Here is a 26,532-nt window from a genome sequence, read left to right on the forward strand (position 1 = left end):
GGTGTTTTTTTAATAAGTTCCTGGTCCCTTTTATGCGTTTTACTTGAGTGGGGGGGCCCGGGCTGTGGCGGGGGCCACACCTGTCTGCGGTTCCGGTCGCTCAGCCGAGGCCGTCGACGAGGCGGAACATGAAGTCCTGCCGGTTGGACGTGTTGTAGCCGTACGGGTCCAGGCGCAGCTGGAAGTTCTTGTGCCGCAGCGCGTAGTTGGGGTAGTTCACCGACTGCAGCAGCACCGCGCCCGAATACCCCGAGTAGCCGGGGCAGAAGGTGGCGTCCTGCTTGAACAGCGCGGAGCCGTCGTTGCGTTCGGCGCGCAGGACGAAGTCGCGGTGGCGCAGGTAGTCGCCGTCGTGCGTCGCGAACGAGTAGCAGGAGCCGTCGGCCAGCCCCCTGACGACGTCGAAGGTGGAGTCCTCGCGGGACTCCGAGCCGCGCGGCGCGTCCAGTTTCACCAGACCGCCGCTCACATGCCAGTACCGGTCGGGGTAGTTGACCGCCTCGACCGATCGCCGGTAGGCGGCCGGCCCCGGGTCGGCGGGCTTCTTCGTCGGCGAGGGCGCGGAGGCGCCGGCCGAGGCGTGCGGCGACGAACTGCCCTGCGGCTCGGGCGAGGACGAGACCGAGGGCGAGGCCGAGGTCGACGGCGAGGCGGACGGGGACCCGCTCTCGTGGTCCGGGGTCGCCGACGAGGCGCCGGCGGAGGGCGTGGCGAAGGAGATCAGACCGCCGCCTTCCGTCTTGTCGTCCGCCAGCGTCTGTCCCTGACGGGCGTTCGACTTCTGGTCGACCGGCCTGTCGTTCAAGGCGATTGCGGTCACGCAGGTCACGATGGTGGCCACGGCGAGACCGCCCGCCAGCCACAGGCGTCGTGTTCCGGGGGCCCGGGAGCTGTCCGGGGCCCAGCCGTTCTCCCAGGGTTCGTCCTGGGACGGCCGGGACTTGATTCTTGGCATGCGCTGGTCCTCCAGCGGCGCCCCTGATGGCGGCCGCGGCTGCGATGGCCCGGTGTGTGAACGATGAAACAGTAGTGGAACCGGTGGTTCGTGTTCATCCGTTTGAGCGAGCGCTTTCCATAACGCTTTCGAATCCCCTTGTCCTGTACGGCTGTACGCATCGATGTGTCCGCTCGTACACATGGGATCCTGACGCTCGCCGGCGCGGTCGCCGGCGCCGCCGAGGTCGCCGCGACCACCGTCATGCAACAGAGCGACGGCTTCAGCAGGCTCTGGCCCTCGCTCCTGACGACCGTCGGCTACGCGGACGCCGACCTGCCCGCCGAACTGGCCGGACTGCCCGGCGAGTGACTCGCCGGCGACCGCACCGGCGTCGAGCCGGAGTACGAGCCCTACCTCGCGGCGCTGCGCCGCCCGGCCCTGCGTCCCGTCGCCGCCGAGTGGGCCGAGGACGTCGCCGCCCTGCTCGCCCGCCGCCCTGCTCGCCCGCCGCACGGACCCGCTCACCGCACGCGCCCTGGTGGCGCTGATGGACGGCATCCGCCCGCAGGTCCTGCTGACGGGCGCGCCCTACGACGAGGAGTACGCCAGGCAGGCCCTGCGCCGGCTCATGCCGCGTTCCGCCCCGGCCGGCCGGACCGCCACCTGAGACACCGCTGTGCGGGTTGGCCTCCGCGGGCCCCCGCCGGTTAGGTTGCCCTCATGACCGACACGACTGCTCCTCGCACCACCGGCGCCGTGGCCGGCGGCCTCGCCACGATCGCCGCCGACGGCACCGTTCTCGACACCTGGTTCCCCGCCCCCGCGCTGCTCGCGGAGCCGGGCCCGTCCGGCACCGAGCGCCTGTCCGCCGAGCGGGCCGTGGAGCTGCTCGGCGAGGGCGCGGCCGCCGCCATCGGTCCGGACGCCCGCCGTGGCGTCGAGGTCGTCGCGGTCCGTACGGTCATCGCCTCGCTGGACGACAAGCCCCTCGACGCGCACGACGTCTACCTGCGCCTGCACCTCCTGTCCCACCGCCTGGTCAAGCCGCACGGGCAGAGCCTGGACGGCATGTTCGGCCACCTCGCCAACGTCGCCTGGACCTCGCTCGGCCCGGTCGCGGTCGACGACGTCGAGAAGGTCCGGCTGAACGCCCGCGCCGAGGGCCTGCACCTCCAGGTCACCTCCATCGACAAGTTCCCGCGCATGACGGACTACGTCGCCCCCAAGGGCGTCCGCATCGCCGACGCCGACCGGGTCCGCCTCGGCGCGCACCTCGCCGAGGGCACGACCGTCATGCACGAGGGCTTCGTCAACTTCAACGCCGGCACGCTCGGCACCTCGATGGTCGAGGGCCGCATCTCCGCGGGCGTCGTCGTGGGCGACGGCTCGGACATCGGCGGCGGCGCGTCCACCATGGGCACGCTGTCCGGCGGCGGCAGCGTGATCATCTCCATCGGCGAGCGCTGTCTCGTCGGCGCCGAGGCGGGCGTCGGCATCGCCCTCGGCGACGAGTGCGTCGTCGAGGCCGGTCTGTACGTCACCGCGGGCACCCGCGTCACGATGCCCGACGGCCAGATCGTCAAGGCCCGCGAGCTGTCCGGGGCGTCTAACATTCTCTTCCGCCGCAACTCGGTCACCGGCGCGGTCGAGGCCCGCCCGAACAACGCGGTCTGGGGCGGCCTGAACGAGATCCTGCACAGCCACAACTGATCAACGGCGGCCGTCGTCACGGGATGTCGGCGGTCCGCGTCGAGCGCCCTTCCCGGTCCGAGGACGGCCGGGGAGGGCGCTCCCGCGTTGTCCGCGGAGGCCGGCGGCCGGGGCTGCCGTTCGGATCAGGCCGCAGGAGTGCGACGGTGCCTGGGCCCCGCCGTGAGCGGGGCTCGGTGCGTGCAGACGCCAGGCGGAGGAGGGACTCGAGGCGGATCTTCGGCGACCGACGACGACGCCGCAGATGGGCGTGCCGAGCCCCACGTCCGCGGACTGATCCAAACGGCAGGCCCTAGCTCAGGTGCCGGGTGAAGAACCGGGCCGCGGCCTCGCCCGCGTGCTGCGGAACACCGGTGTGGCCGCCCATGTTGGCGTGCAGCGTCTTCTCCTTCGCGCCGAACGCGTCGAACAGGTCCAGGGCCGCCTGACGGTCGTTCCCCTCGTCGTCCCACTGCAGCAGGACGTGCAGCGGAACGGTGACCTGGCGGGCCTCCTCGAACATCGTGCGCGGCACGAAACTCCCGGCGAACAGCACGGCGGCCGCGATGCGCGGCTCGACCACCGCCAGCCGGATGCCGATGGAGATCACTCCCCCCGAGTACCCGACCGGGCCGCCGATCTCGGGCAGCGACAGGAGGGCGTCCAGGGTGGCCTGCCATTCCGGGACCGCCCTGTCGACCAGCGGGAGGATCAGTCGGTCGACGATCTCCTCGCCGACCGGCTCGCCGGCCTGCAGCGCCCGGCGCAGGTCGGCGCGGGCCTGCTCGGCGGCGGGGGAACGGGGCCGGTCACCGCTCCCGGGCAGCTCGATGGTGGCCGCGGCGTAGCCGTCCGCCGCGCACTGCCGGGCTCGGCCCACGAGCCGGGGGTACATCCTGGCGAGGCCGCCGGGGTGGCCGAGCAGGATCAGCGGCGCCGGCGCCGGCGCCGACGCGGATGCGGTCCCAGGCGTCCACAGGACGCCGGGGATCTCGCCGAGGGTGAACGGGCGTTCGAGGACGCCGTCGTCGAGGCGTTGTTCGGAAACGAACTGCATGGTCGTGCCTTTCGGGAGTGCTCAGGAACGGCGCTCCCGGGCGACCTGTCGCCCGACCGTGACCCCGGAGGGGAGCACCCATGTCGATACTGCGTTCACGGGTACCACCTCCTCGTCTCTCGCACGGCCTCCGCAAAGTAGCAGGGGCCGCCCCGGTCCGCCAACGGGTTTCCCCTCGGGCTCCGCGGCCCCCGCGGGCCGGTCAGGAGGACGTCAGGACGATCAGTTGCCGGGTGGCACGGGTCATGGCGACATAGTGGTCGACCGCTCCCTGGACGCCCTCGCCGTACTTCTCCGGGTCGACGAGGACGACGAGGTCGAACTCGAGCCCCTTGGACAGTTCGGGGGTCAGCGAACGGACGCGGGACGTGGCGCGGAACGTGGGATCGCCGATCACGCACGCGGTCCCGTCCGCATGCTCGGCGAGCCAGGCGTCGAGGATCGAGTGCAGCTGGGCGACGGATCCGCGCACGACCGGGCCGCCGCCGCCGCGGATCGAGGTCGGCACGTTGGCGTCCGGGAGCACCGCCCGGATGACCGGCTCGGCCTCGGCCATGATCTCCCGCGGCGTGCGGTAGTTGATGCTCAGCGAGGCCAGGCTGATCCGGTCGAATCCGACCCGTTCCAGCCGTTCCCGCCACGACTCGGTGAAGCCGTGCCGGGCCTGGGCGCGGTCCCCCACGATGGTGAAGCTGCGGGAGGGGCAGCGCAGCAGCAGCATCTGCCACTCCGCGTCCGTCAGTTCCTGCGCCTCGTCGACGACGATGTGCGCGAACGGACCGGCCAGCAGATCCGGGTCGGCGACGGGCAGTTCGGCGTCGTCGACGAGACTGACCTTGGCGTCCTCGCCGCTCAGCATCTTCACCAGGCCCTCGCCGTCGTCCCCGTCGGCGCCGGAGTCGGCCACGGCCCGGATCAGGTTGTCCACGACCTGGTCCATGCGCTCGCGCTGGGCGGCCAGGACGGCCTTGTGCCGGCGGGCGCGCCGGGCCGCCGCCGGGTCGCCGAGCCGCTGCCGTGCCGCGTCCAGGAGCGGCAGGTCGGACACCGTCCAGGCCTGCGCCTGCGAGCGCTGCAGCAGCGACACCTCGTCCGGCCCGAGCCAGGGGGCGCACATCCGCAGGTAGGCGGGCACCGTCCACAGGTCCCCGACGAGGTCGGCCGCTTCGAGCAGCGGCCACGCCCGGTTGAAGGCCGCGGCCAGCTCCCTGTTCTGCAGCAGCGACTTGCGCAGCAGGGCGGGCGGGGCGTCGCCGTCGTGCTTGTCCATCAGAATCGTGAGCAGTTCCTCCCAGACGTGTTCGCGCGCCTCGTTGTGCGGGGCGCCCGGTTCCGCGGCCTCGAACGCGACGGCCCAGTCGTCGGCGCTCAGCGCGATGTCGGACCAGTGGGTGGTGACCGTCATCCCCTCGGCGGGCGGCTCCTCGTAGAACGCCACGGCCTTCTCGATCGCGCGCACCAGACCCGCGGACGACTTCAGACGGGCCACCCGCGGGTCGGCCTCGGCCGCCGCCTCGGCTCCCTCGGCGACGAGGTCCCGCAGGGTGCACGTCTGCACGCCCTCCTCGCCGAGGCTGGGCAGCACGTCGGCGACGTAGGCCAGGTAGGGCCGGTGCGGGCCGACGAACAGCACGCCTCCCCGGCGGTGGCCGAGGCGGGGATCGGAGTAGAGCAGGTAGGCGGAACGGTGCAGCGCGACGACGGTCTTGCCCGTGCCCGGCCCGCCGTCGACGACCAGGGCGCCGCGTGAGCTCGCCCGGATGACGGCGTCCTGGTCGGCCTGGATGGTGCCGAGCACGTCCCGCATCCGGGCCGACCGGTTGCCGCCCAGACTGGCGATGAACGCGGACTGGTCGTCGAGCGCCGCGTGCCCCTCGAACCCCTCCGCGGTGAACACCTCGTCCCAGTAGTCGGTGATCCGGCCCCGGGTCCAGCGGTACCGGCGGCGGCTGGCCAGGCCCATGGGACGGGCGTGGGTGGCTCCGAAGAACGGCTCGGCGGCGGGGGAGCGCCAGTCGAGGAGCAGCCGCCGGCCCGTGCTGTCGGTCAGTCCGAGCCGTCCGACGTACACGGGCTCGCCGTCGTCGGCGCCGACCATGTGCCCGAGGCACAGGTCCAGGCCGAAGCGGCGCAGCGTGCGCAGCCGGGCGGTCAGCCGGTGGATCTCCGTGTCGCGGTCCATCGCCCCCCGGCCGAGCCCGCCGGGCGCCCTGCGCGCGGCGTCGAGGCGCTCGGACACCTCGGCGATCGACTGCTCCAGACACTCCGCGACGGCCGCGAAGTGCCGTTCGTCGCCGGCGATCAGCTTCGGGTCGGCCTTGTGGGAGAGGCGGTCGGGAAGGTCGAAGGCCCCGGTGGTCAGGGGGGTCACGTCATCAGCTCCGATATGAGATCGCTTGCGACCGCGGTCGGTCCGTGCCGCCCGGGTACACCCATTCTCATGCTCTCGGGTGCCGGCGTTCGCCCGCGGGTCGCCGGTGGGGGCGGGGGAGGGGGCGGGCCGTGAGGGCGGGCGTGCGGTCGTCCGTCCGCCGGACACCGGCCCGGGCCGGAGATTCTGCGCCATGAAGGGGGCCTTGCCGCAAGCCCCCCGGTGCGCTGTACGTTGAGAGTGGCAAGGAGTGGGTGACTCCTTGCCTTCGTTGTTTCCTCTCGGGACGGTGTTCCTTTCGGGACGGTGTTCCTCTCCGGACGTCGTTTCGATCTCCAGGCGCGGTGACCCCCGACCGGTCAGGCCGCCAGGCGATCGTGGACCGCGCGCAGCTCCACGACCGTCTTCCGGTCGGCGGGCCGCAGCGGTGCGCGGACCGGGCCGGAGGGCAGGCCCAGGTCCCCCAGCAGGGCCTTGGCGGTGACGGCTCCGGGCAGGCCCTTCGCCATCATCGCCTCCACCAGCTCGGTGGCGCGTCGCTGCTGTCGGGCGGCCCCGGCGGTGTCCCCGGCGTCGAAGGCGTCCAGGACGGCCCGCAGCCGCTCCGGAACCACGTTCGCGACCGTGCTGACATAGCCCGCCGCACCCACCGCGTACAGCGCGAGGTTGTGCTCGTCGCAGCCCGCGTAGTAGGCCAGCTCGGTCTGCGCGAGCACCTTCTGCGCGCCGAGGAAGTCGTAGGAGCAGTCCTTCACCGCGACGATCCGGGGGTGTTCGGCGAGCCGGAGCACCGTGTCCGGCTCGATCCGGGTGCCGGTGCGGCCGGGGATGTCGTACAGCATCACCGGCAGCCCGGACGCGTCGGCGACCTCCCGGAGATGCGCCTCCACGGCGTCCTGCGGGGGTCTGCTGTAGTACGGGCTGACCACCAGCGCTCCGTCCGCCCCCGCCTGCTCGGCGGCCCGCGCGAGGGCGACGGTGTGGCGGGTGTCCGAGGTGCCGACCCCGGCCACGATCGACGCCCGGTCGCCGACCGCCTCCCGCACCGCCGTCACCAGTTCCGCCTTCTCGGCGTCCGACGTGGTCGGCGACTCTCCCGTGGTGCCCGAGAGCACCAGTCCGTCGCAGCCCGCGGACACCAGCCGGTCGGCCAGTCGCTGTGCGCCGTCGAGGTCGAGCGCGCCGGATCGGGTGAAGGGCGTGACCATCGCGCAGAGGGCGCGGCCGAAGACCGCCGCACGGTCCCGGGCGTCGGGCGGAGCGGGCGTCGGCGCGCCGGGTGGGGAGGGCGGGAAGGGCGGGGTGGCTGTCGTCATGGGAGTAGTCTCGGCCGATCGACAGTGAAGCTCTACTTAATTCTTCTACGAGATATCGATAAGGTCTGCTGCGAAATGGTCACCGCGTCCGCCGGTCCGGCCGCCCTCGCGCGGCCGGTCCGCCGCAGGGGTAGGGCGGACCGGCCGGGGTACCCGAAAGTCTCCGGAGACCGAGAGGAGGCGGAGCATCGTGACCGGCACCACGGACGTCCGACCCGTCCAGGACGGGCATCACACGGTCGGCGAACTCGTCGGCCAGGCCACCGAACAGCTCTCACGACTCGTACGACAGGAACTGGCCCTGGCCAAGGAGGAGTTCGCCGAGAAAGGGCGGCGCGCGGGTCGCGGCGGCGGCCTGCTCGGCGCCGCCGGCGCGTTCGGGTACGCCGGTCTGCTCGCCCTCGCCGGCACGGCCGTGGCCGCTCTCTCGCTGGTGCTGCCCGTCTGGGCGGCGGCGCTCGTGGTGACGGCGGTGCTCTTCGTCATCGCGGCCGTGCTGGGCCTGGCCGGCCGCGCCCAACTGCGCCGGGCCGCGCCCGCGACCCCCGAGGAGACCCTCGGCAGCGTGAAGGCCGACGTCGAGGAGATCAAGGAAAGGGCGCACCGATGACGGACAGCGGGGCGGCGGACCTGCGTCGCCAGATCGAGCAGACCAGGCATCAACTGGGAGAGACCGTCGAGGAGTTGGCGGCCAAGGCCGATGTGCGCGGACGCGCCCGGGCTCGTGCCGCCGACCTGAGGGACCGGGCCGGCGCGATGACCGTGCAGTTGCGCAGCACGGCCGCCGAGGCGGGGCGCCACCTGCAGGAACGTGCGAACCGCGCCGGCCACACGGTTCAGGAGCGGGCGAGCCGCGCAGGCCATGTCACGCAGGAGCGGGCGAGCCGGGCGGGTCACACCGTCCAGGAGACGGCCGTGCGCGCCGGGCACACCGCGCAGGACCGGGCGGTCGTGGCCCGCGAGGGCCTGCGGGGCAAGGCGTCGGAGGCGCGACGCGCCGCCGAGGGATCCGCCCCCGCCCCGGTCCGCGCACCCGTGCGGCTCGCGTTGCGGCACCCGTGGCCGGTGGCGATCGTGGGCGTCGCCGCGGTGGCCCTGGTGGTGGCCGGAGCGAGGGGGAGAAGCAGGGCGAAGCGCTGACCTGGCCTTCTTCGGGACCTCGCGGCCGAGGGCGCCTCGCACGTATGCCTCGCACCGACACACGCACCGTAGGTACGCATCGCGCGTACGCATCGAGGCCCGGCACCCCTGGCGAAAGGGGGGCCGGGCCTCGGTCCTCTTCTCCGACGTCGCGCCGACGACTCAGGCCGAGCGGACGTCAAGGAGTGCGAGGCCGCCCGGCAGGGCCGGCGGAACGGTATGGCCGACCGGCCCTGGTCCGGCGGTGTTCACGGCTCACGGCTCGAAGCGCAGCACCTGCGGGTCGTGGTCGCTGATCTGGTCGTGGAACTCCGAGTTGATGTGCACGCTGTCGTAGGCGAAGTCGCAGGACCGCCGGATCGACGGGCTCACCAGGATCTGGTCCAGGACCTGCTGGTTGCCCTGGTAGTCGTAGGTGTAACGCTCGCTCTTCGGCAGCGACTTGATCGCCGACCACAGCTCGCCGTCGCCTTCGAGGATCTTGGCGGTGCCGGAGAACTCGAAGTCGTTCATGTCGCCGAGCGCGATGACGTCCGCGTTCTTCTGGACGTCCAGGATGCTGTTGACGAACGCGTTGACCAGCGTCGCCTGCGCGTGGCGCTGGGTCTCCGAGCTGCGCGCCACGGGCTGGTACTGCGAGGTCAGACCCTGGTCGCCGCCCTTGGAGTTGAGGTGGTTGGCGATGACGAAGACCGTCCTGCCGCGGAAGACGAACTCGCCGGCCAGCGGCTTGCGGCTGGACTTCCAGGCGTCGTCGCCCGGCGCGACGCGGCCGGGGGAGGCCGTCAGCTGGGCCTTGCCGTGCACCTTGGCCACCCCCACCGCGGTGGTGGAGTCGCCGCCCGCGCGGTCCGTGAAGGACACCCGCTCCGGGTTGAAGAGGAACACCTGGCGGATGTTGCCGCCCGGCTCGCCGCCGTCCTGGTCGTTGACCGGGTCGATGGAGCGCCAGTCGTACGTCGGGCCGCCGGCCGCGACGATCGCGTCGATCAGCTTGCGCACCGTCGCGCCGGCGGTGACCGTGCCGTCGTCCTTCGCGCCGGTGTCGTCCTGGATCTCCTCCAGGGACACGATGTCGGGCGACTTCAGGTTGTTCACGATCGCGGCGGCGTGCGCCTCGAAGGTGGCGTCGGACGGGTCGAGGTTCTCGACGTTGTACGTCGCGACCGCGAGCTCGCCCCGCCTCTGCTTCTGCGTCGTCTCCCGCTGCAGGTCGCCGCTCTTCAGCGTGCCGAGCCGGCCTGCGACGAGCGTGTAGCCGCCGAACTGGTTGTAGTCCAGGGGGCCTTCGGTGACGCCGGCGAGGGTGTCGCCGACGTTCGCGAGGGGGAAGTCGGCCGTCGCGCCCAGCGACTGGATCTGCAGCCGGCCGGTGTTCTGCGACGCGTAGGAGCCGTAGAGCGTGCCGCCTCGGCGGGTGGCGTTCTCGCGCGGCTTCACCGTGACCCACAGTTCGCTGTACGGGTCGGTGGCCGTGACGACGCGCGCGTCGGCGACCCGCACGATCATGCCCTCCAGGGACTCGTAGTGGTCCAGGGCGTACGTGCCGGGCCGCAGGGGCAGACCGTTGACGGAGTTGGCCGCGGCGGCGTCGCCGGCCGGGGCGTACGCGGCCGGGACCGACCTCGCGTCCACGACGGTCGCGGCCGGGACCGCGTTGCCGCTCGACAGGACCGTCACCGTGGGCTTGGTGATCTCGGTGACCGACTGGTTGCCGGACGCCGCGCCGCCGGGCACGTACTCCGACACCGTGCCGGAGACCGTGACGGAGTCGCCGACGGCGGCCTTCGGGGCGGAGCCGGTGAAGACGAAGACGCCCTCACTGGTGGCGGGGTCGGCGTCCGGGTTCGGGTCCTGGATCCAGATCCCCTTGGACGAGCCGTAGGCGCGCACCCCGGTGACGATTCCGGCCACACCGGTGACCGCCTGGCCGGCGTACGGCGATATCCGGGTCGTGCCCTGGATGTCGTGAATGGCCACCGTGTCCGCCTGCGCGGGTGCGCCGAGGGCGACGGTGGAGGCCGCGGAACAGGCGGCGGCGACGGTGAGCGCGGCGAGACGCGCGGACTTCTTGCTCGGCAACGGAATCCCTCCGGGGACGTACGTGAGCGCCGGGACGAGGGTGGAGCACGGAACGGGGGGCCGCGACCGGCGAGCGGTGCGCGACGCGCGTAGAAATACAGTGAACAGCTGTCCAGTGGATTTCTACGCGCGTCAATCTCCTGCCTGCTCAGGCCACTTGTCAAGGTTTCAGCCATGTACGCGGGCCGACGGGGAGATGAACCGGGCGGCATGGGCCCATATCCGTCTAGGCTGAGTGGCCCAGTGGCCCCAGCGGGCCGGCGGCACCACGCGCCCCAGGGCCTGTCGTTCGCATCAGGCCGCAGGGCGTCGGCGGGGCTTGTCGATGCGCGTCTGCGGGGTGATCCAAACGACAGGCCCTAGGAGAACCAGCCGATGTCAGACAGCTCCCCCCTGCCGCCGGTGCGGCTGCACCCCGAAGCGGAGCTGGCGCGCGACGCCCTGTCCACGCCCTTGCTCTCCCGGGCCGCCCTGCTCGCCCGCTGGGCCGGCCCCGACACCCGCGTCGACGCGGGCGGCGGACTCGTCGAGGAGCAACTGGGGGCGGCCGCCGAGGCGCTCGGCCTGACCGGGGAGGACGCCGCCGCCCACGCGAGCGAGGCCTGGCGGATCGCCGTGGACGCCGGACTCGTGGAGGCCGTCGACGAGGAGGCCGGCACGGTCACGGCCGGCGAGGACCTGGCCCTGCTCACCGGCGGCGCCCCGCACGACGTCCTCGCCGTCTGGCTCGCCGCCCTGGAGACCGTGCTCGCCGTGGCGGCCGTCCCCGACCTCGACGAGCTGATGGAGGCGATGGACGAGGGCGGCCGGGTCGACTTCTCCCGGCTCGACTGGAACCCCGAGGCCGAGGCCGAGTTCCTCGACGGCGTGCTCGGCAACCTCTACCTGCTCACCGCCGGCGAGGACGGCCCCGCCGACGGCCCCGTCCCGCTGCCCGCACTCGCCGCCTCCATGATCGTCCCGGGTGACATGGAAGAGCCCACCAACGACGTCCTGGAGCAGGTGTCCAACGCGATGATGCGCCTGGACGACCAGTTCCGCCTGCTGGAGCCGATCGGCGTCGTCGCCTACACGCCCGTCGACGAGGCCCTGATGGCGGACCCCGACGAGGAGCCCGCCGCCCCGGTCGACGACACCGACGTCTCCCGCTACGGCATGGTCCGCCTGACCCCGCTCGGCGTGTACGGGCTGCGGGCCCGCCTGCAGGAGGCCGGCTTCCACGCCCCGGCCGTCGGCGACCTCGCCGACAAGGGCGCCGACGCCCTCCTGGACGCCGGCGCGGGCTACGGCCCCCGCGCCGCCCTCGCCGAGACCGAACAGTGGCTGGCCCGGCGCGAACCCCTCGCCGCCGCACGGGAGCTGCTGGCCGCCGCCCGCGGCTCGGACCCCGGCGCGCCGCTGCGCCGACTGCGCTGCCAGCAGGCCCTCTCCCTCGTCGGAGGCCAGGCCGAAGCGGCCGTGCGCGAGGTGCTCGACGACCCCGAACTCGGCGGACTCGCCCGGGTCTGGCTGAGCGAGCTCGGCGCGACCGACGTGCCCGCCCCCTCCGAGGACCTCGTGTTCTGGCTCACCGTCGACACCCTGGCCGCCCAGCTCGCCGCCGAGGGCAACTCCGAGGAGCTCCAGGCCCTCGTCGAAGGACTGGCCCAGCAGCACAGCGGCTTCTTCGCGGCGGCCTGGCGCGTCGACCACCCGGCCACCGCGGACGTCCTGGAGGCGATGGGGCGCCTGCACCCCGACAAGCGCATCGCCAAGGAGGCCCGCAAGGCCGCCTTCAAGGCGCGCTCGCAGCGGAGCGGCTGATCCGCTCCCGGGGGCCTGCCGACGGTATCCGCACGGGTTCACACAAGCAGGTCCCCGGCAGCCGCCCCCCGTTCAACTCCCGTTCAGGCATGGACGGGACGGTGTCGCCGAAACCGGAGTCCGCCACCCTCCACGGCACTACCACCGTCTCAGGAGACACCATGTCGCTCACCCGCAGGGATTTCACCAGGCGATCCGCGGTCACCGGCGCCGGGATCGCGCTGGCGGGCAGCGTAGGCGCCCTCGCCTCCGCGCCCCACGCCCTCGCCGCCACGGACGCCGAGGACCCCGCGGACGCCTCGCGCGGGTCGGCGGCCCCCGGGCACCACGGAGTCGGCTACGGACCGCTGCTGCCCGACCCGGCCGGCCTCCTCGCGCTGCCCGCCGGCTTCCGGTACCGCGTCATCACCCACAGCGGCCGGACCAAGCTGGAGTCCGGCGAGATCACCCCGTCCAACCACGACGGCACCGCCGCCTTCCGCGGCCCGCGCGGCGCGACCCTGCTCGTCAACAACCACGAGCTGAAGGGCCCGCGCTCCGGCTGGCCGTACCCCGTGCCGCTCACCGAGGACCACGTCTACGACCCGGCCGCCGCCGGGGGCTGCACGGTCGTCGAGGTGCGCCCCGGCGGCCAGGTCGCCGAGTGGGTGGGCATCGCCGGGACCTCCACCAACTGCGCGGGCGGCGTCACCCCCTGGGGCACCTGGCTCTCCGGCGAGGAGACCGAGGACAAGGCCGGCCAGAACGGCATGACCAAGGACCACGGCTACATCTTCGAGGTCGACCCCGAGGACCGCCGCGCCAACCGCCACCCCGAGCCGATCAAGGCGTTCGGCCGGTACGCCCACGAGGCGGTCGTCATCGACCCCCGGCACGGGCACGCGTACCTCACTGAGGACGCCTCGGGCCCCAACGGCCTGCTCTTCCGCTGGACCCCGCCGGCCGGCTTCCGCCACGGCCGGGGCAGGCTGCGCACCCTCGCCGACGACGCCGGCGTCCTGCAGGCCTTCAAGTGCTTCGACTCCGGCGGCAAGTTCGTCGACGACCTGTCCCGCGCCACGAGGACCGGCACCGTGTACGGCGTCGACTGGGTCGACGTCCCCGACCGCGACGCCAGGTCGGTGTCCGTCCGCAAGCAGTTCACGGCCGGCCAGGTCACCCGCGCCCGCAAGCTGGAGGGCATGTGGTGGGCCGACGGCGGCGCGTACATCGTCTCCTCCTACGCCCGTGACGAGAGCCCCGTCCAGCACGACGGCGCCGTCTGGTTCTACGACCCCAAGCGCCGCACGCTGACGCTGAAGGTGCTGCTCGGGGTGAACCCGGACCCGTCCGCCGACGGCGCCTTCGACGGCCCCGACAACATCACCGTCTCCCCCTACGGCGGCCTCGTCATCGCCGAGGACGGCGAGGGCGTCCAGCACCTCTTCGGCGCCACCGACAGCGGCCGCACCTACCCCATCGCCCGCAACGAGCTCAACATCGGCACCGCGGACGACCCCGAGTACAGCGAGTTCACCGGCGTCACCTTCTCGCCCGACGGCCACACCCTCTTCGCCAACATCCAGACGCCGGGAATCATGCTGGCGATCACCGGCCCCTGGAAGCGCCAGAAGCGGTGAGCAATGAGCGGTGATTAATTCGCTCGCCCGATCCGCGGCCGCCCTCCTAAAGTGATGCACGTCCAGGTGCGAAGGCAGGACCTACTTCCACTGATAATGGGGCGGCCGCGGGTTCGAATCCCGCCATCGGCACCACGCGCCGGTGTAGCTCAGGGGTCAGAGCACCTTGTCGGTTCCGCCGGCCTCGATCTCTGGACACCACAACTTCACAGCACCTTCCGGTGCGCGGGCTGCGGCTACTTCTCTGTAAAAGAACTCCACGCCGCCGCCGACTTGATCTCGGGAGGCGCAGCATGAGGTGGGTGCCCGGTGCGCAGGCAACGGTTACTTCATCGGATCGGACGGTCGCGGGTTCGAGTCCCGTCGTCGACCTCGGGTCGACGTAGCTCAGTCGGGTAGAGCATCTGACTTGGTCCGTCGCCGACCCCTGATCTCGGGCACCTTCCCTTTGTCGCGCCTCCCCGAAAAGCCGATTCGCCGAACGGCGAAATCGATGAACACGAATTCGGGGGAATTCACCATGGTGCGCTTCAACGTCCGTGCCCGTAAGGCCCTGCCCACCTCGCCCGTGAGGACCACGGGCCGGTCGCTGCGCACCCACCAGGGCGGCCGGGGCCACGAGCGGGACGCCCGCTCCGAGCTCTTCCTGCTGGCGGTGGCGAACCTGGTCTCCCAGCAGACCTTCTACGAGACCGGCGCCGCCCGCGACGACCGCTTCGCGCACCTGGTGCGCGAACTCGCCGTCAGCGACCCGACCTGGACGGCCGGCCTGCTGGGCTGGCTGCGCGGCGAGGGAAACCTCCGCACGGCCGCGATCGTCGGCGCCGCCGAGTACGTCCACGCGCGCCTGGCGGCGGGCGCCACCGGCGGCCCCTCCAACCGGCAGGTCGTGGACTCCGTCCTCCAGCGGGCCGACGAGCCCGGCGAGTTGCTCGGGTACTGGACGGCGGCCCACGGCCGCACCGTCCCCAAGCCCGTCAAGCGCGGCATCGCCGACGCCGTGCGCCGGCTGTACGGCGCCAGGTCGCTGCTGAAGTACGACACCGCGTCCAAGGGCTACCGCTTCGGCGACATCCTCAACCTGGTGCACGCCTCGCCGGATCCCGCCAAGCCGTGGCAGGGCGACCTGTTCCGCTACGCCCTGGACCGCCGGCATCACCCGGACACCGCCGTGCCGCCCCGGTCGCTGCCCGCGCTCGTGGCGCACCACGACCTCATGGCGCTGCCGCCCGCCGAGCGGCGCGCGGTGGTGACCGCGGCGGACGGCGCGCGGCGCCTGGCCGAGGCGGGCATCACCTGGGAGGCGCTGGCGGGCTGGCTGCAGGGGCCGATGGACAAGGCGGCCTGGGAGGCGGTCGTCCCGTCCATGGGGCCCATGGCGCTGGTCCGCAACCTGCGCAACCTCGACGAGGCCGGGGTGAGCGACGAGGTCGCGGCACAGGTGGCGGCGAGGATCAGCGACCCGGAGGAGGTCGCGCGCTCGCGGCAGTTCCCGTTCCGGTACCTCGCCGCGTACCGGCATGCGCCCTCGCTGCGCTGGGCGTACCCGCTGGAGCAGGCGCTCGGCCACTCGCTGGCCAACGTGCCCGCTCTGCCGGGGCGGACGCTGGTGCTCGTCGACCGCTCCGGCTCGATGTTCTACGCGCGGTTGTCGGACCGCTCCGACCTCACCCGGGCCGACGCGGCGGCGATCTTCGGGACGGCGCTCGCACTGCGGGCGGCGGACGCGGACCTCGTCGAGTTCGGCACCGGCAGCAACGCGATCACTTTCCGGAAGGGGGAGTCTGTGCTGAAGATCCTGGAGCGGTTCGGTGACCTCGGCGGTACCGACACGACCGAGGCCGTGCGCCGTCACTACCGCGCGCACGACCGGGTGCTGATCGTCACCGACGAGCAGTTCACCGCGAACCGCCACGGCGGCCCGACCGACCAGGTGCCGGCGAACGTGCCGGTCTACACCTGGAACCTGGCCGGACACCGTGCGGGCCACGGTCCGTCGGGCACGGCGAACCGGCACGCCTTCGGGGGTCTGTCGGACGCGGCCTTCCGGATGGTGCCCCTGCTGGAGGCCGCCGACGACACCAAGTGGCCGTGGGCGCCCTGAGAGCGGGCGGCGCTCGCCCCGGCTCGCGCAGCCGGTAGTGGCCGAGGGGCCGGAAGTCGTGGCAGTCCGCGACCTCCGGCCCCTCAGACGTGGGGGACCGGAAGAGGCGGGCTCTTGTGTGCGCCGGTGACTGATATCTAACATTTCAGTTCATGGAAGCTGTGCCGCGCACTCTGCTCAGGGACCGGGCCTACGCGTCGATCCGCGACGCCATCGTGGCCGGGGTCATCGCCCCCGGCGCCGTGGTGCGCGACGCGGATCTCGCGGAGCGGCTGGGGCTGTCCCGGGCGCCGGTGCGCGAGGCTTTCGCGCGGCTGGTCGACGAGGGGCTGCTGGAGACCAAGCCGCAGAGCTACACGCGGGTGACCCCGGTCGTGGCGGCCGACGTGCGGGACGCGGCCGCCGTGGTCGGCGCGATGCACGAGCTGGTCGCCCGGGTGGCGGTGCCCCGGCTGTTCGCGGCGGACGTCGAGGGGATGCGTGCGGCCAACGAACGGTTCGCCGCCGCGGTGGGCGCTGGGGACGTGGACGCCGCCCTGCGCGCCGACGACGAACTGCACGACGTGCTGGTCCGCGCCGCCGGCAACCGGGCGGCCGCCGCCACCGTCGCCCGCTACACCCCGCTCATCCGGCGGCTGGAGCGACGGCGCTTCGGCGAAGGCGGCGCCTGCCGTTCGGCCGGCCTGCACGGACAGTTGATCGAGGCCTGCGCGGCCGGCGACGTGGACGAGGCGGTCCGGGTCACGGCGGAGATCTGGCGCACCCTGGCCGACCTGGCCGACACCACAGACCTGGGCGACACCGCAGACCTGGCCGACACCGCCCATCGGGCCGACCGGCCGGCACCGACTGAGCCGAGGAGGCTCCATGGCCACGACGTCCCTCTCCTCCCATGACCGCTACCCCCTGCTGTTCGGCCCGTCGCCGGTCCACCCCATGGAACGGCTCACCGCCCACCTCGGCGGGGCCGCTCTGTGGGCCAAGCGCGAGGACTGCAACTCGGGGATCGCGTACGGCGGGAACAAGACCCGCAAGCTGGAGTACCTGGTCGCCGACGCGCTCGCCCAGGGGTGCGACACCCTGGTGTCGATCGGCGGGGTGCAGTCCAACCACACCCGCCAGGTCGCCGCGTGCGCCGCTCGCGCAGGACTCAAGTGCGTGCTGGTCCAGGAGAGTTGGGTGCAGTGGCCCGACTCCGTCTACGACAGGGTCGGCAACATCCTGATCAGCCGGCTCGTCGGCGCCGACGTGCGGCTCGTCCGCGCCGGGTTCGGCATCGGCTTCAAGGAGAGCTGGGAGCAGGCGCTCAGGGAGGTCGAGGAGGCGGGCGGGAAGCCCTACGCCATCCCGGCCGGGGCCTCCGACCATCCGCTCGGCGGGCTCGGCTTCGCCGGATGGGCGTACGAGGTGGCCGAGCAGGAGCGGGAGGCGGGCGTGTTCTTCGACACCGTGGTCGTCTGTTCCGTGACCGGGTCGACCCAGGCCGGCATGATCGCCGGGTTCGCCGCGCTGGAGGAGGCGGGCGGCCGTCCCCGCCGCGTCCTCGGGATCGACGCCTCGGCCGAGCCGGCGCGCACCCGGGAGCAGATCGCCCGCATCGCGCACGGCACGGGCCGGCTGATCGGGGTGCGTCGCGAGCTGACCGTCGACGACGTCGAACTCGACGAGCGGTACCACGCGGGCGTCTACGGCGTTCCGGACGAGACGACCCTGGAGGCGATGCGGCTCGCGGCGCGGACCGAGGGCATGGTCACCGACCCGGTCTACGAGGGGAAGTCGATGGCCGGGCTCGTCCATCTGGTCGCCCGCGGCGAGATCGGCCATGAGGCGACCGTGCTCTACGCGCACCTGGGCGGACAGCCCGCGCTGAACGCGTACAGCGCGCTGTTCTGACCGCCCGCGGCCTTCGCCCGGCACTGGGACCCCCCAGCTCCCCCCTCGCCCGTTCCCCGCGTTTCCCCGTTCTCCCATTCTCCTGATGGCCAGGTCTTCTGGTGTCCCGGTCCGATGTGGTGGACCATGCGGTCAGCACGACCGGACGCGGTCAGCACGACCGGACGCGGTCGTGGAACCGCGGCGCGAGGGCGGCGCGCGGGGACGGTCTGCAGGGCGGCTTCGCCGTCCCGCACAGCGAGACACGGTTCGCGAGGAGTGACTGGATGACGCAGGTCAGGCCCATGCGCGCGGACGCTCGCCGCAACTACGCGCGTTTGCTGGAGGTGGCGGCGCAGGCCTTCGCCGAGCACGGGGAGGGCGCCTCCCTCGATGACATCGCCAAGCGGGCGGGCGTCGGCTCCGGCACCCTCTACCGGCACTTCCCGACCCGGCAGGCGCTGCTGGAGGCGGCCTACGTCGACCGGATCGAGGCGCTCGCGGCGCGGGCCGACGAACTCGGCGGGGAGCTGCCGCCCGGCGAGGCGCTGACGGCGTGGCTCGACGAGCTGTGCGTGGGCACGATCCAGGTCCGCGGCATGAAGGCGCTGCTGGGCTCCGCCGTCACGGACGGCGGCACGGCCGCCGTCACCGTCTGCGGCACCCGCGTGAAGGCGGCGGCGACCCGGCTGGTGGAGGCGGCGCAGCGGGAGGGCACCCTGCGGCCGGACGTCGATCCGATCGACGTGCTGCGGCTCGCCCACGGGGTGGCGACGGCGTCGGAGCTGGCCCAGGGGGACGCGGGCGTCATCCGCCGGTACGTGTCGCTGCTGACGGAGGGGCTGCGGCCGGTGCGCTGACGGCGACGGGCGCCCCCGACGACGGCGGGCGCCCGCGGCCGGGCGGGGCGGAGGGCTTCGATGCGGTCGCCGGGCGGCTACAGGGCCTCGGCGCCGGGCTTCACCATGTTGCGGACCGTCCGTGCCTTCACGAACCGGCCGATCGCCGTCATCTCCCATTCGCCGGAGTACTGGCGGATCATCTTGGCCATCAGCACGCCCGTCTGCGGTTCGGCGCCGGTCAGGTCGAAGCGGACCAGCTCCTCGCCGCTGGCGGCGTCCAGCAGCCGGCAGTAGGCCTTGGCGACCTCGGTGAACTTCTGGCCCGAGAAGGAGTTCACGGTGAAGACCAGTCCGGTCACCTCCTGCGGGAGCCGGCCGAGGTCGACGACGATCACCTCGTCGTCGCCGCCGCCCTCGCCGGTGAGGTTGTCGCCGGAGTGCTTGATCGCGCCGTTCACGATGGAGAGCTTGCCGAAGTAGCAGCTGTCGATGTGGTTGCGCTGGGGGCCGAAGGCGATGACCGAGGCGTCCAGGTCGATGTCCTTGCCGCCGAACGCGGGCTCCCAGCCGAGCCCCATCTTGACCTGGGAGAGCAGCGGGCGGCCGCCCTTGACCAGTGACACGGTCTGGTTCTTCTGCAGGCTGACCCGGCCCTTGTCCAGGTTGATCTTCCCGGCGCCGGGCGCGGCGGCCGGCGGGGCCGGGGGAGCGGCGGGCGGTGCGGGCGTGGCCAGCCGCGGGTCGGCGGGCGGGGTCGCCGGCGCCACCGGGGCCTGGGCCGTCGGCCTGGGCGGGGCGACCGGCTGCGGCGGGGCGACGGGCGCCGGCTCCTCCACCGTCACGCCGAAGTCGGTGGCGATGCCGGCCAGGCCGTCGGCGTAGCCCTGGCCGACCGCGCGGGCCTTCCAGACGCCGTTGCGCAGATAGATCTCCACGACCACCAGCGCCGTCTCCGCGCCGAGCTGCGGGGGCGTGAACGTGGCCAGGACTCCGTTGTCGTCCGCGCTGCGGATCGTCGCCGTCGGTTCGACGCCCTGGAACGTCTGCCCCGCGGCGTCCGGGCTCGCGGTGACGACGATCTTCTCGATGCCCGGGGGGACGGCGGCGGTGTCGACCGTGATCGCGTCGGGGGACGTGCCGCCGCCGGAGCGGTAGGTGACGCCGGGGCCGCTCGGCTGGTTGTAGAAGATGAAGTCGTCGTCGGAGCGCACCTTGCCGTCGGCGGTGAGCAGCAGGCCCGAAACGTCGAGCCGCACCGGGGCGGCGACGTCCACCGTCACGCGCGCGACGGGGAGAGGGATGTTCGAGCCGGGGGTCATAGCTGTCATGCCGGGTGAACGAACGAGACCACTTTGCCGTTCCCTTACCCGCGCGTACCTCCCCCGGACGCTTCGCCGGCGCCACCCCGGTCTTGCCGCCGCCCCCCGCCGTGTACTGCTCCAGTGACCCTCGCGAGGGGGTGGCTTCCGGTCAGTACGGCCAGATCGGCGGGTCGCTGACGAAGTGGCCGCCCAGGTAGGCGTGGGCGATGTTCTCCGGGTCCAGCTCGCCCTGCTCGGCGACGAGTTTGTCGGCGTAGGGCTCGGAGTCGTCCCGCGGCTCGTAGCCGAGCGCCCGCGCGCTGCTCAGGTCCCACCACAGGCGGGTATTGGCGGAGGAGCCGTAGACGACGGTGTGGCCGACGTCCTCGGCGGTGAGGGCCGCGTGGAAGAGGCGGGCGCCGTCGGCCGGGCTCATCCACACCGAGAGCATGCGCACGCTGGTCGGCTCGGCGAAGCAGGAGCCGATGCGCACCGAGACGCTCTCCAGGCCGTGCTTGTCCCAGTAGAGCTGGGCGAGGTCCTCGCCGAAGGACTTGGACAGGCCGTAGAACGTGTCGGGGCGGCGCGGGGTGTCGACCGGGATCAGCGGGTCCCCGTCGCCGGGGCGGGGGGTGAAGCCGACCGCGTGGTTGGAGGAGGCGAAGACGACGCGCCGCACGCCCTCCTCGCGGGCGGCCTCGTACAGGTTGTACGTTCCCGCGATGTTCGCGGCGAGGATCTTCTCGAAGGGGGCTTCCAGGGAGATCCCCGCGAGGTGGATGATCGCGTCCACGCCCCGCACGGCCTCCCGGACCGCCTCTTCGTCGGCCAGGTCCGCGACGATCGCCTCCGGTGCGCCCTCGATCGGGCGCAGGTCGAGCAGCCGCAGCTCGTAGCCGTAGGCCGGCAGCAGGTCCCGCATCAGGGTGCCGAGGCCGCCGGCGGCGCCGGTGAGCAGGACGGTGCGCGGAGCGGGCATCCTCGGGTCTCCTTGGATCACTTGAGCGGGCGGACGCGGGTGGACGCATGCGTGGCTGCGGTTCACATGCATGGACACGCTAAGGAGCGGTGGCGGTGCCCGTCAAGTGTCTCGCAGGAGAGGCGAAACGGCTGGTGTCTTGGGGGTTCGTCGGCTTGACCCGGCTCGTTCGGGCACCTTAGCGTGAGGTTGTTCAGGAATATGGACGCCGCTCAAGAATATGGACCCGGGAGAGCCCGTGACGTCAGCACCGCTCGCCGCCCGCCTCCGCGTCCCCAGCGGACCGCTGTTCTTCCCCGTCACCGCCTACGGCCCCGACGGCCGTCTCGACCTCGACGTCTTCCGCGCGCACGTCCGCCGCGGCGTCGAGGCGGGCGCCGCCGCGGTCTTCGCGGCCTGCGGGACCGGGGAGTTCCACGCGCTCACGCCGGAGGAGTTCGAGGCCTGTGTCCGGGCGGCGGTGCAGGAGACCGCCGGGCGGGCCCCGGTCGTCGCGGGCGCCGGCTACGGCACCGCGCTCGCCGTCCGTTACGCGCGGCTGGCCGAGGCCGCCGGGGCGGACGGTCTGCTGGCCATGCCGCCCTACCTCGTCGTCGCCGCCCAGGAGGGCCTGCTGCGGCACTACCGGTCGGTGGCGGCCGCGACCTCCCTGCCCGTCGTCGTCTACCAGCGCGACAACGCCGTCTTCACCCCGCAGACCGTCGTCGAACTCGCCAGGACCGAGGGGATCGTCGGCCTCAAGGACGGGCTCGGCGACCTCGACCTGATGCAGCGGATCGTCAGCGCCGTACGCACCGAGGTCCCCGGCGACTTCCTCTACTTCAACGGTCTGCCGACCGCCGAACAGACCCAGCTCGCCTACCGCGCCCTCGGCGTCACCCTCTACTCCTCGGCCGTGTTCTGCTTCGCCCCCGAGATCGCGCTCGCCTTCCACCGGGCGCTCGCCACCGGCGACGACGCCACCGTCCACCGTCTCCTCGACGGCTTCTACCGGCCGTTCGTCGAACTGCGCGCCCAGGGCCGCGGATACGCCGTCTCGCTCGTGAAGGCCGCGGTCCGGCTGCGCGGCCTCGACGTCGGCGAAGTCCGCCCGCCGCTGCACGAACCGGGCGAGGATCATGTCAAGCAGCTCGCCCAGGTGATCGAGCGCGGCTACGCGCTGCTGGAGGAGGACCGTTAAGTGAAGGCGTCGACTTTCGTCTATCCCTGGGACGTCACCGGCGACCCCGAGGCCCCGGCCCGGATCGCCGCGCTCGGCGTGGAGCAGGTGACCCTCGCGGCGGCCTATCACTCCACCCGCGCCCTCACCCCCCGCCACCCGCGCCACCGGATCGTCACCGCCGAGCACGCGTCCGTGCTGTACCCGGTGGATCCCGAGGCCGGCCGCTGGAAGGGCCGTGCCCTGCGCCCCTACCCGGCCGGCGACTGGGCCCCCGGCGACGCCTACCAAGAGGCCGCCGAGGCGCTCGCCGGGAACGGGCTGGACGTGCACACCTGGGTCGTCCTCGCGCACAACTCCCGTCTGGGCGCCGAACGTCCGGACACCTCCGTGGTCAACGCCTACGGCGACCGCTACCCGTGGGCTCCCTGCATCGCCCAGCCCGACACGCGCGCGTACCTCGTCGACCTCGCCGCCGAGGCCGCCGTGCGCCCCGGCGCGAACGGCACGGAACTGGAGTCCCTCGGCTGGTACGGCCTCCAGCACCTGCACGCCCACGACAAGACCGGCGGCGTCGCCCTCGGGGACGCCGGCCAGTACCTGATGGGACTCTGCTTCTGCCCCGCCTGCCGGGCCGGCTACGGCGACCGGGGCCTGGACGCCGACGCCCTCGCCGCCGCCGTACGGGAGGCGCTGGAACCGCTGTGGCGGGGCGCGCCGGACGACCAGGGCTGGACCGGGGTGGAGAAGCTGCTCGGGGAGGAGACGGCCGCGGCCACGCGCGCGTGGCGCGACGAACGGGCCCGCACCCTCCAGGAGGACGCCGTGGCCGCCGTCCGGGCGGCCGCACCCGCCGGCTTCCAGGTCCTCCTGCACGCCGACCCCGTGACGTACCACGTCGGCGCCAACCCGGGCGTCGACCCCGCGCACATCCTGTCCGTCGCGGACGGGGTGGTCGTGCCCTGCGCCGGCGGTCCGGGCCTGCTGACGCCCTTCGCCGAACAGGGCCGTGAGGGCGCGGTCCTCGCCGCCAACCTCGGCGTCGTCTCCGGCATGGGCGGCAGCCCGGGCACCCTGACCGCCGACATGGCACGCGCCCGGGAACTCGGCGCGACGGAAGTCCGCCTCTACCACGCCGGGTTGGCGTCGGACGAGGACCTGGCGGCGGTGCGGGCGGCGCTGGCGTCGCGGTGAGCGGGAGGGCCGGCCTCGGCGGGCGACGGCCGCCGGAGCGGACGGGGCGGCGGATCGGGGCTGCGCCGTGCTCGCCGCGAGGCGGACCGCGGGCCCGGAGACGTTCGAGGAAGCGCGGGCGTCACGCCGGGCCGGCGTCGGACGAGGACCCGGCGGCGGTGCGGGCGGCGCTGGCGTCGCGGTGGACCGGCGTGCGCCGCAGAGGCAGGACCGCCGGCAGGCGGGCCAGGCCCAGCAGCACCAACAGCAGCTGATACGGCAGGAGTTCCACCAGGCCGGCGCCCGCCGCCAGACCGAACGCGTTCGGCGCGTACAGCAGGGTGCCGGCCGTGGCGGTGACCCGGCCGAGCAGCGCGTCCGGCGTCCGCTGCTGCACGGCGGTCAGCGCGGCGATGAGGGGACAGGGCAGTCCCGCCCCGATCGCCGCGCCGCACACCAGGGCCACGGGGTCCGAGGGGACGGCCTGGGCGACGACCGCGACGGCCGTGAGGGCGATCCCGCACGCGGCGAACCGGCGCGCCCCCAGCCGCCGCAGCGCCGGCCCCGAGAGCAGCCCCGCCACGACCGAACCGGCGCCCTGGGCGGCGTAGAGCGCGCCCGTGTACGCGGGGGAGTGGCCGAGGCCCTCGACGACGGCGTAGAGCAGCGGCGCGCCGAGACCCGCGAACAGCATCGTCGTGCCGCCCGCCAGGACCAGCGGGCGCAGCTCGGGATGCCCCCACAGGAAGCGGGCGCCCTCGGCGGTCCGCGCCCGCCAGTGGCCGGCAGGCCGCCGCGGCCGTTCCTCGCGGACCCGCACGCACCCGTACAGCCCCGCCGCGCACACGAAGGTCGCCGCGTCCAGCAGGGCCACACCCCGGCCGCCGTGGGCCGCGTAGACGACCGCGCCGGTCGGCGGGGCCACCAGCTTCATGCCCTCGGTGACCGTCATGCGCAGCCCGTTGAAGTCGCCGAGCAGCTCCGGGGCGACGACGGCGGCCACGAGCGCGGACTCGGCCGCGTCGATCACGACGGAGGCGGCGCCGTACAGGAACAGCACCGTGTACAGCAGCCAGAGCCGGCCGGGGGAGTCCACGGCGAGGAGGGCGAGCAGCAAGGCGGCCGGGCCCAGGTCGAAGGCGACGAGCAGGGGGCGTCGGCGGGCGCGGTCGGCGAGGGACCCCAGCAGCGGGGCGAGGAGCGTGGGCGCCCACAGCGCCAGCACGCACAGCGCGGCGAGCCCGTTCGAGCCGGTGAGGTCCTTGACCCACACGCCGGACGCCAGCCAGAGCGCCGAGGTGCCGAAGCCGGACACCACCGACACCGCCAGGCAGAGCGCCGCGTCCCGTTCCCGCACGACACGAACCACGGACCAGTTCTTCGTCATGTCCGGTCATCGTGGGTCTAAGGAGGTTCGCGCCGCGTCGGGCAGGTGCCTTATCCGGGGGCCGCGATGAGTTTCCGGCGCGCGGCCGGTCTCCCTCATATGACCGACACGACGACGACCTTCGACCTCGGGCCGCAGGCCCGGACCGTCGCGCGCCTCGCGGACGGCGTGCGCGAGGAGCAGCTCGCGCACGAGACGCCCTGCCCGGGCTGTGCCGTGCGCAACCTGCTCGGACACCTCACCGGCCTGTCCGTCGCCTTCCGGGACGCGGCCCGCAAGGACCTCGGTCCCACGACCGACACCCCTCCCGACGCGGCCGCGCCGGACATCGGCCCCGGCTGGCGCGGGGAACTGGCCAAGGTGCTCGACGCCCTCGTCGACGCCTGGCGCGACCCGGCCGCCTGGACCGGCATGACCCGCGCGGGCGGCGTGGACCTGCCCGGCGCGGTCGCCGGCGCCGTCGTCGCGGACGAGCTGGTGATCCACGGCTGGGACCTGGCCCGGGCCACCGGCCAGGAGTACGACCCCGACCCGGCGGCGCTGACGGCGGCGCACGGATTCCTGGCCGCCGCGGCCGACGGCGATTCCGGCGTCGGCCCCTTCGGCCCCGTCGTGCCCGTCCCGGACGACGCCCCCCTGCTCGACCGGGCGGTCGGGCTGAGCGGACGCGATCCGGGGTGGGCGCCCCGGTCCTAGCCCTGGGCACACGTCACCCCGGGCGCACGTCACCCCGGGCGCACGTGACCCGGGGCCCGTCGTGGACCCGGCATCCCCGTAGACGCCGGCCTGCGGTTGCCGTAGACGGAGGCAATCAGGGGGCGGACGGCGGGAGCGAAACGTACGCTCCCCACCATGCCCCTCAGCCTCACCGTCCTCGGCACCGCTTCCCCGCACCCGGCTCCGGGCCGTCCCTGCTCGGGATACCTGCTGCGCGGCGCAGGGGCGGAGGTGTGGGTGGACGCCGGGCCCGGCACGTTCGCGGAGTTGCAGCGGCACACGGATCCCGACCGGCTCACCGCGATCTGGATCTCGCACCTGCACGCCGACCACAGCGCGGACCTCCTCGCCGCCGCGTACGCGTTCGCCCACGGCGGGATGGCCCCGCCGGCCCCGATCCCGGTGTACGCGCCGCTCGACTGCGCCCGGCGGCTGGCCGGCTTCCTGGGCAGGCCGGACGTGCGGTTCCTCAGCGAGTTCCTCGACTTCAGGCCGCTGTTCGACGGGCACACCGTGCGGCACTGGAATCTGCGCCTCACCTCGCGCGCGGTGGCCCACGACACCGAGGCGTACGCGCTGCGCGCCGAATGCCAGGGGAGCGTCCTCGCGTACTCCGGGGACAGCGGGCCGTGCGACGCGCTCACCGAACTCGCCTCGGGCGCCGACCTGTTCCTGTGCGAGGCGGACCTCGACCAGCATCGCGAAGGCGAACGCGAGCAGGCGGTGCACCTCACGCCCGAGGACGCCGGCGAGGCCGCCCGCAAGGCAGGGGTGCGCGAGCTGTACGTCACGCATGTCGGCCCCACGCTCACCCGGCAGGCGGCCACCGCCCGCGCCGCCGCCGTGTTCGAGGGGCCGACCCGCACGGCGCGCGAGGGCGAGACCATCCCCTTCTGACCCCCCTTGGGGCCCTTGCGTCACGGCAACCCCAACTTCCTTTGCCAGAAGCATTGACGAAACACGGGGCCCCTCCTACCTTCAACG

Annotated in this window: 21 protein-coding genes and 1 pseudogene; 14 read left to right on the forward strand and 8 right to left on the reverse strand. The window is 73.4% G+C overall.

The genetic code is table 11. The features are described 5' to 3' along the window. Positions 1–100: 100 nt before the first annotated feature. On the reverse strand, positions 101–955 hold the full coding sequence (locus tag ACFVYK_RS11955; protein ID WP_389771894.1) for an AbfB domain-containing protein: 855 nt from the start codon (positions 953–955) through the stop codon (positions 101–103). A 165-nt stretch (positions 956–1,120) separates the two neighbouring features. On the opposite strand from ACFVYK_RS11955, the pseudogene ACFVYK_RS11960 reads away from it, so the two are divergent. Then, positions 1,121–1,258 (forward strand): annotated as a pseudogene (locus ACFVYK_RS11960) (SMR family transporter); the annotation flags it as partial. Positions 1,259–1,657: 399 nt separating this feature from the next. Beyond that, a complete protein-coding gene (gene dapD, locus ACFVYK_RS11965) occupies positions 1,658–2,647 on the forward strand; it encodes a 2,3,4,5-tetrahydropyridine-2,6-dicarboxylate N-succinyltransferase (RefSeq protein ID WP_389771896.1) in 990 nt (329 codons plus the stop codon). A 292-nt stretch (positions 2,648–2,939) separates the two neighbouring features. Here the strand turns inward: dapD and ACFVYK_RS11970 are convergent, their stop codons facing one another. From ACFVYK_RS11970 to dapA, 3 genes are all read right to left on the reverse strand, one after another. Next, positions 2,940–3,683 (reverse strand): alpha/beta hydrolase, encoded by a 744-nt coding sequence (locus ACFVYK_RS11970; RefSeq protein WP_389771899.1) that lies wholly within the window; start codon positions 3,681–3,683, stop codon positions 2,940–2,942. A gap of 202 nt (positions 3,684–3,885) precedes the next feature. Further along, positions 3,886–6,054 (reverse strand): RNA polymerase recycling motor ATPase HelR, encoded by a 2,169-nt coding sequence (gene helR, locus ACFVYK_RS11975; RefSeq protein ID WP_389771901.1) that lies wholly within the window; start codon positions 6,052–6,054, stop codon positions 3,886–3,888. A gap of 359 nt (positions 6,055–6,413) precedes the next feature. Continuing rightward, a complete protein-coding gene (gene dapA / locus ACFVYK_RS11980) occupies positions 6,414–7,370 on the reverse strand; it encodes a 4-hydroxy-tetrahydrodipicolinate synthase (RefSeq protein WP_389771904.1) in 957 nt (318 codons plus the stop codon). Positions 7,371–7,560: 190 nt separating this feature from the next. On the opposite strand from dapA, the gene ACFVYK_RS11985 reads away from it, so the two are divergent. Continuing rightward, the gene (locus ACFVYK_RS11985; protein WP_389771907.1) at positions 7,561–7,980 is read left to right on the forward strand and encodes a phage holin family protein; all 420 of its coding nucleotides are present in this window, start codon (positions 7,561–7,563) and stop codon (positions 7,978–7,980) included. Next, positions 7,977–8,510: a DUF3618 domain-containing protein gene (locus ACFVYK_RS11990; protein WP_389771909.1), complete on the forward strand. Its 534-nt coding sequence runs from the start codon at positions 7,977–7,979 to the stop codon at positions 8,508–8,510. Before ACFVYK_RS11985 ends, ACFVYK_RS11990 begins: the two co-directional genes overlap by 4 nt. 255 nt (positions 8,511–8,765) lie before the next feature. On the opposite strand, the gene ACFVYK_RS11995 is transcribed toward ACFVYK_RS11990, so the two are convergent. Beyond that, positions 8,766–10,592 (reverse strand): endonuclease/exonuclease/phosphatase family protein, encoded by a 1,827-nt coding sequence (locus ACFVYK_RS11995; RefSeq protein WP_389771912.1) that lies wholly within the window; start codon positions 10,590–10,592, stop codon positions 8,766–8,768. Between the two features lie 375 nt (positions 10,593–10,967). Here ACFVYK_RS11995 and ACFVYK_RS12000 point away from each other — a divergent pair, with 375 nt between their 5' ends. The 6 genes from ACFVYK_RS12000 to ACFVYK_RS12025 all read left to right on the forward strand — a co-directional run bounded on the left by ACFVYK_RS12000 (position 10,968) and on the right by ACFVYK_RS12025 (position 18,850). Continuing rightward, entirely contained in the window at positions 10,968–12,395 is a 1,428-nt protein-coding gene (locus tag ACFVYK_RS12000) for a hypothetical protein (protein ID WP_389771914.1), read from the forward strand. Between the two features lie 161 nt (positions 12,396–12,556). After that, entirely contained in the window at positions 12,557–14,014 is a 1,458-nt protein-coding gene (locus ACFVYK_RS12005; RefSeq protein ID WP_389771916.1) for an alkaline phosphatase PhoX, read from the forward strand. 520 nt (positions 14,015–14,534) lie between these two features. Then, positions 14,535–16,118 carry a TROVE domain-containing protein gene (locus ACFVYK_RS12010; protein WP_389772095.1) on the forward strand — a complete coding sequence of 528 codons (1,584 nt, stop codon included), beginning with the start codon at positions 14,535–14,537 and terminating at the stop codon, positions 16,116–16,118. A 152-nt stretch (positions 16,119–16,270) separates the two neighbouring features. Beyond that, complete coding sequence (locus tag ACFVYK_RS12015; protein WP_389771919.1) at positions 16,271–17,014, forward strand: GntR family transcriptional regulator; 744 nt, start codon at positions 16,271–16,273, stop codon at positions 17,012–17,014. Further along, the gene (locus tag ACFVYK_RS12020) at positions 16,986–18,011 is read left to right on the forward strand and encodes a 1-aminocyclopropane-1-carboxylate deaminase (RefSeq protein WP_389771922.1); all 1,026 of its coding nucleotides are present in this window, start codon (positions 16,986–16,988) and stop codon (positions 18,009–18,011) included. Before ACFVYK_RS12015 ends, ACFVYK_RS12020 begins: the two co-directional genes overlap by 29 nt. A 266-nt stretch (positions 18,012–18,277) precedes the next feature. After that, complete coding sequence (locus tag ACFVYK_RS12025; RefSeq protein WP_389771925.1) at positions 18,278–18,850, forward strand: TetR/AcrR family transcriptional regulator; 573 nt, start codon at positions 18,278–18,280, stop codon at positions 18,848–18,850. A gap of 77 nt (positions 18,851–18,927) precedes the next feature. On the opposite strand, the gene ACFVYK_RS12030 is transcribed toward ACFVYK_RS12025, so the two are convergent. Next, a complete protein-coding gene (locus ACFVYK_RS12030) occupies positions 18,928–20,151 on the reverse strand; it encodes a TerD family protein (RefSeq protein ID WP_389772098.1) in 1,224 nt (407 codons plus the stop codon). A 151-nt stretch (positions 20,152–20,302) separates the two neighbouring features. Beyond that, the gene (locus ACFVYK_RS12035) at positions 20,303–21,112 is read right to left on the reverse strand and encodes an NAD-dependent epimerase/dehydratase family protein (protein ID WP_389771927.1); all 810 of its coding nucleotides are present in this window, start codon (positions 21,110–21,112) and stop codon (positions 20,303–20,305) included. Positions 21,113–21,332: 220 nt separating this feature from the next. Between ACFVYK_RS12035 and ACFVYK_RS12040 the strand changes: the two genes are divergently transcribed. Both ACFVYK_RS12040 and ACFVYK_RS12045 read left to right on the forward strand, forming a co-directional pair. After that, a complete protein-coding gene (locus tag ACFVYK_RS12040; RefSeq protein WP_389771930.1) occupies positions 21,333–22,292 on the forward strand; it encodes a 5-dehydro-4-deoxyglucarate dehydratase in 960 nt (319 codons plus the stop codon). Beyond that, entirely contained in the window at positions 22,293–23,465 is a 1,173-nt protein-coding gene (locus ACFVYK_RS12045) for a hypothetical protein (protein WP_389771933.1), read from the forward strand. It abuts the gene before it with no gap. Positions 23,466–23,586: 121 nt separating this feature from the next. On the opposite strand, the gene ACFVYK_RS12050 is transcribed toward ACFVYK_RS12045, so the two are convergent. Beyond that, entirely contained in the window at positions 23,587–24,831 is a 1,245-nt protein-coding gene (locus ACFVYK_RS12050; protein WP_389771935.1) for an MFS transporter, read from the reverse strand. Between the two features lie 99 nt (positions 24,832–24,930). Between ACFVYK_RS12050 and ACFVYK_RS12055 the strand changes: the two genes are divergently transcribed. Continuing rightward, positions 24,931–25,527, forward strand: coding sequence for a TIGR03086 family metal-binding protein (locus tag ACFVYK_RS12055; protein ID WP_389771936.1), 597 nt, complete (start codon positions 24,931–24,933; stop codon positions 25,525–25,527). Between the two features lie 156 nt (positions 25,528–25,683). After that, positions 25,684–26,445: an MBL fold metallo-hydrolase gene (locus ACFVYK_RS12060; RefSeq protein WP_389771939.1), complete on the forward strand. Its 762-nt coding sequence runs from the start codon at positions 25,684–25,686 to the stop codon at positions 26,443–26,445. Positions 26,446–26,532 lie beyond the last annotated feature (87 nt).

The organism is Streptomyces sp. NPDC058291 (assembly GCF_042880855.1).
Lineage (GTDB): Bacteria > Actinomycetota > Actinomycetes > Streptomycetales > Streptomycetaceae > Streptomyces.